The organism is Streptomyces sp. BV286 (assembly GCF_019090165.1).
Taxonomy (GTDB): Bacteria; Actinomycetota; Actinomycetes; order Streptomycetales; family Streptomycetaceae; genus Streptomyces.
The window spans coordinates 1-6,911 of the sequence record NZ_JAHRIB010000200.1; the positions used below are offsets into that span (position 1 = coordinate 1).

At 68.1% G+C, this 6,911-nt stretch carries 8 protein-coding genes and 2 pseudogenes; 7 read left to right on the top strand and 3 right to left on the bottom strand.

Features of this window, described 5'->3' with window-relative positions; all coding sequences use genetic code 11:
• The coding region (locus KUF83_RS37335) for a GNAT family N-acetyltransferase (protein ID WP_217459498.1) at positions 1-739 on the top strand (739 nt) is incomplete at its 5' end.
• Positions 740-1,038: 299 nt separating this feature from the next.
• On the opposite strand, the gene KUF83_RS37340 is transcribed toward KUF83_RS37335, so the two are convergent.
• Positions 1,039-1,329: a ParA family protein gene (locus KUF83_RS37340; protein WP_217459499.1), complete on the bottom strand. Its 291-nt coding sequence runs from the start codon at positions 1,327-1,329 to the stop codon at positions 1,039-1,041.
• On the opposite strand from KUF83_RS37340, the pseudogene KUF83_RS37345 reads away from it, so the two are divergent.
• Positions 1,304-1,497 (top strand): annotated as a pseudogene (locus tag KUF83_RS37345) (IS5/IS1182 family transposase); the annotation flags it as partial. The gene KUF83_RS37340 and the pseudogene KUF83_RS37345 sit on opposite strands and share 26 nt — an antisense overlap.
• Before the next feature lie 6 nt (positions 1,498-1,503).
• Here KUF83_RS37345 and KUF83_RS37350 read toward each other — a convergent pair.
• Complete coding sequence (locus KUF83_RS37350; protein ID WP_254644937.1) at positions 1,504-1,770, bottom strand: hypothetical protein; 267 nt, start codon at positions 1,768-1,770, stop codon at positions 1,504-1,506.
• On the opposite strand from KUF83_RS37350, the pseudogene KUF83_RS37355 reads away from it, so the two are divergent.
• Positions 1,718-2,218, top strand: a pseudogene (locus KUF83_RS37355) (transposase); the annotation flags it as partial. The gene KUF83_RS37350 and the pseudogene KUF83_RS37355 sit on opposite strands and share 53 nt — an antisense overlap.
• Positions 2,219-2,274: 56 nt before the next feature.
• On the opposite strand, the gene KUF83_RS37360 reads toward KUF83_RS37355, so the two are convergent.
• A complete protein-coding gene (locus KUF83_RS37360; protein WP_217459500.1) occupies positions 2,275-3,306 on the bottom strand; it encodes a LacI family DNA-binding transcriptional regulator in 1,032 nt (343 codons plus the stop codon).
• 192 nt (positions 3,307-3,498) lie between these two features.
• Between KUF83_RS37360 and KUF83_RS37365 the strand changes: the two genes are divergently transcribed.
• The 4 genes from KUF83_RS37365 to KUF83_RS37380 all read left to right on the top strand — a co-directional run.
• Positions 3,499-3,759 carry a hypothetical protein gene (locus KUF83_RS37365; RefSeq protein WP_217459501.1) on the top strand — a complete coding sequence of 87 codons (261 nt, stop codon included), beginning with the start codon at positions 3,499-3,501 and terminating at the stop codon, positions 3,757-3,759.
• Positions 3,760-3,981: 222 nt separating this feature from the next.
• On the top strand, positions 3,982-5,001 hold the full coding sequence (locus KUF83_RS37370; protein WP_217459502.1) for a sugar ABC transporter substrate-binding protein: 1,020 nt from the start codon (positions 3,982-3,984) through the stop codon (positions 4,999-5,001).
• Positions 5,002-5,006: 5 nt separating this feature from the next.
• On the top strand, positions 5,007-6,080 hold the full coding sequence (locus KUF83_RS37375; protein ID WP_217458084.1) for an ABC transporter permease: 1,074 nt from the start codon (positions 5,007-5,009) through the stop codon (positions 6,078-6,080).
• Between the two features lie 4 nt (positions 6,081-6,084).
• Positions 6,085-6,911: ATP-binding cassette domain-containing protein (locus tag KUF83_RS37380; RefSeq protein WP_217458085.1), on the top strand; the 827-nt coding region annotated here is incomplete at its 3' end.

Sequence of the window (6,911 nt, forward strand, 5' to 3'; positions counted from 1 at the left end):
CGACGAAGCCGCCGTTTTCGGCCGACTAGAGTCACAGGGTGAGGTTCGCGCGATCTTCTATCTCACCCCGCTCGGACGCCTGGGCCTCACTCCGCTCTCTGCCGAGCAGACCGACACCCTCGCTGCACACCTGGCCGGCCTCGGGCACTCACCCGCCCACGTCATCGCGGAGCACGACACCGCTGGCGCCTTCTCCGAGTCCTGGCAGAAGCACACGGGCGCGGCGTCGGTACCTTTCTGGAAGACGCATCTCTACCGACTCGGCACGCTCACCCCGCCGCAGCGCCCGGAGGGCCAGGGCCGCCTCACGGGCCGTAAGGACCATGACCAAATCGTGCGCTGGTGCCGTGAGTTCTGCGTCGACGTCGGGGAACAGCGCTCCATCGACCTGATCGACGCCGGCTCCTGGGAAGACTCACGTTTCGGCGACAGGCACTTCACGTTCTGGGAAACCCCGGAGGGCATTCCCGTCTCGATGGCGGCCTCGACCTCGCTCGTCGGCGGCATGGTCCGGGTGGATCCCGTCTATACCCCGGCCCACCTCCGCGGCCGCGGCTACGCCGGAGCTGTGACGGTCGAAGCGAGCAGAGCCGCACAGGCCGCGGGGGCGACGGACGTCGTCCTGTTCACAGACCCGGACAACCCCACGAGCAACGCCCTCTACCAGCGCATCGGCTACGTCCATCTCGCCGACTTCGCCGGACACAGGTTCTCCTACGGTCCACCAGAGGTCGGATGACGGGCGCCCCTGGACAACGGCTCAAAAGGCGAACCGCCTCTAGCTACATCACAGCCGGATGGGAGAGTCGCCGCACACCAGACTGCCTACCGGCAACATGCTGATCAGTCGCACCAGCACGCTGACCGCCACGAATGCGAGTTACGGTCGCGCACGGCACTGAGGCCGCCGGCGTCGTTGAAATGCTGATGGGCATGAGCCTGGCGGCGGACGGGAAGAAGCTGTGGTGCGGACCGTGGGGATCTCCAGGTCCAGGCGGAGCGCCTGGCGATCGCCGCTGGTTCCCGGCTCAGTGAGCCTCAACAGGGCGTCGGCGAGGGCGATTCGAGCCGTGACCTGGAGGTTCCGCCAGCTTGACCGGCTGCCCCACGAGAAGGGGCGCCGTCTTTGTTCCCAATCCGAAAGGGCGTGCTCTGGTCCCTGTGACGGTGGGCTTGTAGTCCGCGGACTACAAGCCCACCGTCACAGGGACCAGACCCGTGCGGGTCGAAGTCGATGAGGAGTATGCGGTGTCCGGGCTCGGCCAGCGCCTGGGCGACGCCGGCGGAAGCCGACGTCTTGCCGACGCCGCGCCTCGCTCGCAAGGGCATCGAAACCTCCCAGCGGCTGGGACGACATATTGGACCGTGGAGCGGACGGTGGCCTGGCTTGCTGGATGCCGCCGTCTGCCCCGGCGCTACTCGCGCAAGGCCGAACACTTCCTCGCCTGCGCAGGCATCGCCGCCACTCTCATCTGCTACCGGTGGCTTGCCAGATGAGGGACCTCACTGAGCGTCAGGCTGACGGAATGCGAGGAGGATTCCCCCGCGGGTGCTCTCAGTCGACGTGAGCGTCCTGCGTTCTTCGACTGTGAAGCCAGCATCGTTGAGCCAGCCAATCATCTGGCTGTGCTGGCGACGATGGACGTGGACCCTCATCGGGTGGCCGCCGTAGCCCTCCGTCTTCACCTTCGAAGCGTCCCCGAGATGAAAGCTCAGGAGCAGTGCGGCCGCACTGATCGTCCCGAGCCTGGCCACCTCGCTGACCGCCATCCTTGACCAGCGGAAACTGCTCGCCGGACGGATCCAGGAACTGCTGGAGGCCCACCCTCTTTCGAAGGTCCTGACGTCGATGCCGGGCATCGACGTCAGGACCGGAGCCAGGATCCTCATCGACGTCGGCGACGGCAGCAGTTTCCCCTCCGCCGCCCACCTCGCCGCTGATGCCGGTCTCGCCCCGGCGACCCGCAGTTCGGGGTCGTCGATCCGTGGCGAGCAACCCTCCCGGCGGGGAAACAAGCAGCTCAAACGGGCCTTCTTCCTGTCCGCTTTCGCCGCTCTGGCCGACCCGGCATCCCGCACCTACTACGACAAGAAGATCGCCCAGGGCAAACACCACACCCAAGCCCTCCTCTGCCTCGCAAGACGCCGAACCGACGTCCTCTTCGCGATGCTCCGCGACGGCACCTTCTACGATCCCCAACCCGCCCCTGCGGGTTGACGAAACCCATAGGCCCCCCGGGGCCGACCCAGGCGAGGTCAGTCAGGCGGAGTCGGTCAGGCAGGCTCGGCCGTCGTGCCGCGTATGACGAGGTGCGGGGGCAGTACGACCTCGCGGGGCTCGGTGCGGCCGTGGTCGAGGCGTTCGACGGCGGCGGCGACCGCGTGCCTCGCCTGCTCCTCGGCGTTCTGGCTGACGGTGGTCAGGTTGAAGCAGCTCAGTCGGGAGAGCGTGTCGTCGTCGTAGCCGGCTACGGACACCTGTCCGGGGACGGCGACGACGGCTCGGGCCAGGGCTGCCAGGACGCCGATGGCGGACTGGTCGTTGTAGGTGACGACAGCGGTGGGCAGGGCGTCGCCTTCGAGGAGCTTGCGGGCCGCGCGCTCGCCCGCCGCCTCCGTGTGGTCACCGTGCAGGACCCGGATGTGCGCGTCCAGGCCGTGGTGACGCATGGCGGTGCGGTAGCCGCGGCGCCGGTCGGTGGCAATGACGCCCTTGCCGCCGTCGACGTACGTGATGGCACGGTGACCGAGGCCCACCAGATGGTCCACGATCTGGCCCACTCCGTCGTCGTCCGCCGTGCGTACGACGTCCAGGGCGGCGTCGGCGATCCGGCGGCCGACGGCGATGACGGGGGACTTGCGGTCGAGGGCTGCGAGGGTGTCGGCGGGGACGGTCGGGCCGAGGAGGATCATGGCTTCGCTGCGGAAGGCCAGCAGCGTCTCGACGGCGGTGTGCTCGTCGCGGGTGCGGGTCTGGGTGCTCAGGACGAGGTCGTAGCCGACCGCCTCGGCGGCCGTGTGCAGGTGCTCGACCAGTTCGGCGTGGAAGGGGCGGTGGACGTCGACCATGACGCCGAGCAGCCGGGTGCGTCTGCTGGCCAGCATACTCGCGGTGCGGTCCACCTGATAGCCGAGGTCGGCGGCAGCCTTCAAGACCCGCTGACGGGTCCGTTCGCTGGGGCCGGACACACCACGCAGGACAAGGGACACCGACGCCGTCGAAAGCCCCACCCTGGCGGCCACGTCCTCCAGCCGGGGACGCTTGCCCGTGCCGTTCCGGTCACGTGCGGAACCGACGTCGTCCACTGATACCTCCCTGAGCAATCTCCCCGCGCAACACCCTTGACACGCTCACGAAACGAGCCGATAGTACCAGGACTTAAAGCGCTTTAAATTGTCCTGTTGTTCCAACGTAGTCAGCTCGGGAGCGCGGCACCCCACGGATCGCGCTCTCCGACTCCCCTGCCACAGCGCCTCGCGCGCCGGAGAGGAGACTCAGTGAGGAAGCAGTCGATCGGAATCGGTGTCATCGACGCCGGCATGGTCGGCCGCACCCGCCCGGGCGGCTACGGAGCGGCCTCGGCCGTGCATGACACCGGGGTGCCCGAGAGGCGCCCGGCCGCCGTCGACGCCCACAAGGCGCTCGGCAGCGGCACGGTCCGCCGCCACGGCTCCCCGCATGCCGGTACCGGGCGCGGCATCGCCTTACGAACCACGTTCCCGAAGCCTCCGCACGCTCTCCACCCGACAGGGCCCTGAAGGTCGAGTCCGGGAACCACCAGGTCGACCGGATCGAGGGACTGCGCCCGGAAGCCGTCGGACCTCAGGCGCCACCACGCGCCTCCGAGACCCGCCGAACCGGGTTCGGCCCGCTCTCCCCTCCCAACCGCGACCCTGACCGAGGCACTCGCGACCACCCCGGCCCAACCAGTTGCCGCGGCCCCACCTTCCCTCCCAGATGCACAGTGAGGTGCACGTACCATGAACCGCACATCCCTTCCCCGCTCCCGCAGAATCGTCCCCGCAGTGGCTGTGGCCGCCGCGGCCGCTCTGGTCCTCGCCGGCTGTTCCAGTGAGTCCGGTGGCAAGAAGGCCGAGGAGGACTCGGGCGACGCGGCTGTCGGCAAGGCCGACACTCCCCGCATGACCATCGCGATGGTCACCCACGCGCCTCCCGGGGACACCTTCTGGGACATCATCCGCAAGGGCGCCCAGGCCGCCGCGGCCAAGGACAACGTCAAGCTCATCTACTCCAACAACGAGAACGCGTCGACGCAGGCCAGCCTCGTCCAGAACGCCATCGACCAGAAGGTCGACGGCATCGCGGTCACCCTCGCCAAGCCCGACGCCCTGAAGGACGTCATCGCCAAGGCGCGCAAGGCGGGCATCCCGGTCGTCGGCCTCAACTCCGGCATGGACCAGTGGAAGGACCAGGGCCTCCTGGAGTTCTTCGGCCAGGACGAGCTGGTCGCCGGTGAGGCGTTCGGCGAGAAGCTCAACGAGACCGGCGCCAAGAACAACATCTGCGTCATCCAGGTCCAGGGCCACGTCGGCCTGGAGCAGCGGTGTGCCGGTGTGAAGAAGACGTTCAAGGGCAAGACCACGAACCTGTACGTGAACGGCACGAACATGCCGTCCGTGAAGTCGACGATCACCGCCAAGCTCAAGCAGGACAGCTCGATCGACTACGTGGTCACACTCGGCGCCCCCTTCGCGCTGACCTCCGTGCAGTCCGTGGACGACGCGGGCAGCAAGGCGAAGGTCGCGACCTTCGACCTCAACAAGGAGATGGTCAAGGCCATCGAGGACGGCGACATCCAGTTCGCCGTCGACCAGCAGCCGTACCTGCAGGGCTACCTCTCGGTCGACGCCCTGTGGCTCTACAAGACGAACGGCAACTTCAGCGGTGGTGGCCAGGAGCCGGTGCTGACCGGTCCGGCGTTCGTCGACAAGGAGAACGTGGCCGACATCGCGAAGTTCGCCGCGAAGGGCACTCGGTGACACCCATGACCCAGGCAACGGCACCGGCGACGAGTTCCTCGTCGCCGGGTTCGCCGGCCGCCCCCAAGGACGGCCGGACCTCACAGCGGTCACTGGCCCGCCGGCTGGCGGCCCGTCCCGAGATCGGCGCGCTGATCGCGGCGATCGCCGTCTACGTCTTCTTCTTCGCGGTCGCCTCGCCGTTCCGCGAGGCCAGTTCCCTGGCCAACGTGCTCTACGAGTCGTCGGTGATGGGCATCATGGCCCTGCCGGTGGCGCTGTTGATGATCGGCGGCGAGTTCGACCTGTCCGCCGGCGTGGCCGTGACCACCTCCGCTCTGACGGCCAGCATGTGGAGCTTCCAGCTCTCCATGAATATCTGGGTCGGCGTCATCGTCGCCCTGGTGGTGTCGCTGGCCATCGGCGCGTTCAACGGCTACCTGCTGGTACGCACCGGTCTGCCGTCGTTCCTGATCACCCTGGGCTCGTTCCTGATCCTGCAGGGCGCCAACCTCGCCATCACCAAGATCTTCACCGGGAACGTCGCCACCGACTCGATCAGCGACATGGACGGCTTCGACCAGGCCAAGAAGGTCTTCGCCTCCGAGATCGGCATCGGCGGCGTCGACGTCAAAATCACCGTCTTCTACTGGCTGGTCTTCGCCGCCGCCGCGACCTGGCTGCTGCTGCGCACCAAGTTCGGCAACTGGATCTTCGCCACCGGCGGCAACAAGGACAGCGCCCGCGCGGTCGGCGTCCCCGTCACCTTCACCAAGATCGCCCTGTTCATGGGCGTCGGCGCCGGCGCCTGGTTCGTCGGCATGCACATCCTGTTCTCGTTCAACACCGTCCAGTCGGGCGAGGGCGTGGGCAACGAGTTCCTCTACATCATCGCCGCGGTCATCGGCGGCTGTCTCCTCACCGGCGGATACGGCTCCGCGATCGGCCCCGTCATCGGCGCCTTCATCTTCGGCATGGTCTCCCAGGGCATCGTCTACGCCAACTGGAACCCCGACTGGTTCAAGGCCTTCCTCGGCGTCATGCTCCTGCTCGCCGCCCTCGTCAATCTGTGGGTCCGCAGCCAGGCCACCCGGAGGTAACGCCATGACCACCGACAACACCTCCCCCAACGGGGCCACCGCCGTCCAGGACAGGCCCGGGGACGCCGAGCCGGTCGTCCAGCTGAAGGGCGCGGGCAAGGCCTACGGCAACGTCCGCGCCCTGCACGGCGTGGACCTGGCCGTGTATCCCAGCCAGGTCACCTGCGTCCTCGGCGACAACGGCGCCGGCAAGTCCACCCTGATCAAGATCATCTCCGGCCTGCACCAGCACACCGAGGGCCAGTTCCTCATCGACGGCCACGCCGTCCACCTCAGCACCCCACGCGAAGCCCTCGACAAGGGCATCGCCACCGTCTACCAGGACCTCGCCACCGTCCCCCTCATGCCGGTCTGGCGGAACTTCTTCCTCGGCTCCGAGATGACCAAGGGCCCCTGGCCCGTCCGCCGCCTCGACATCGCGAAGATGAAGGAGACCGCCGACCAGGAACTGCGCAACATGGGCATCGTCCTGGACGACCTCGACCAGCCCATCGGCACCCTCTCCGGCGGCCAGCGCCAGTCCGTGGCCATCGCCCGCGCCGTCTACTTCGGCGCCCGCGTCCTCATCCTCGACGAGCCCACCGCCGCCCTCGGCGTCAAGCAGTCCGGCGTCGTCCTCAAGTACATCGCCGCCGCCCGCGACCGCGGCCTGGGCGTCATCTTCATCACCCACAACCCCCACCACGCCTACATGGTCGGCGACCACTTCAGCGTCCTGCGCCTGGGCACCATGGAACTCTCCGCCGCCCGCAGCGACGTCACCCTCGAAGAACTCACCAACCACATGGCCGGCGGCGCCGAACTCGCCGCCCTCAAACACGAACTCGCCCA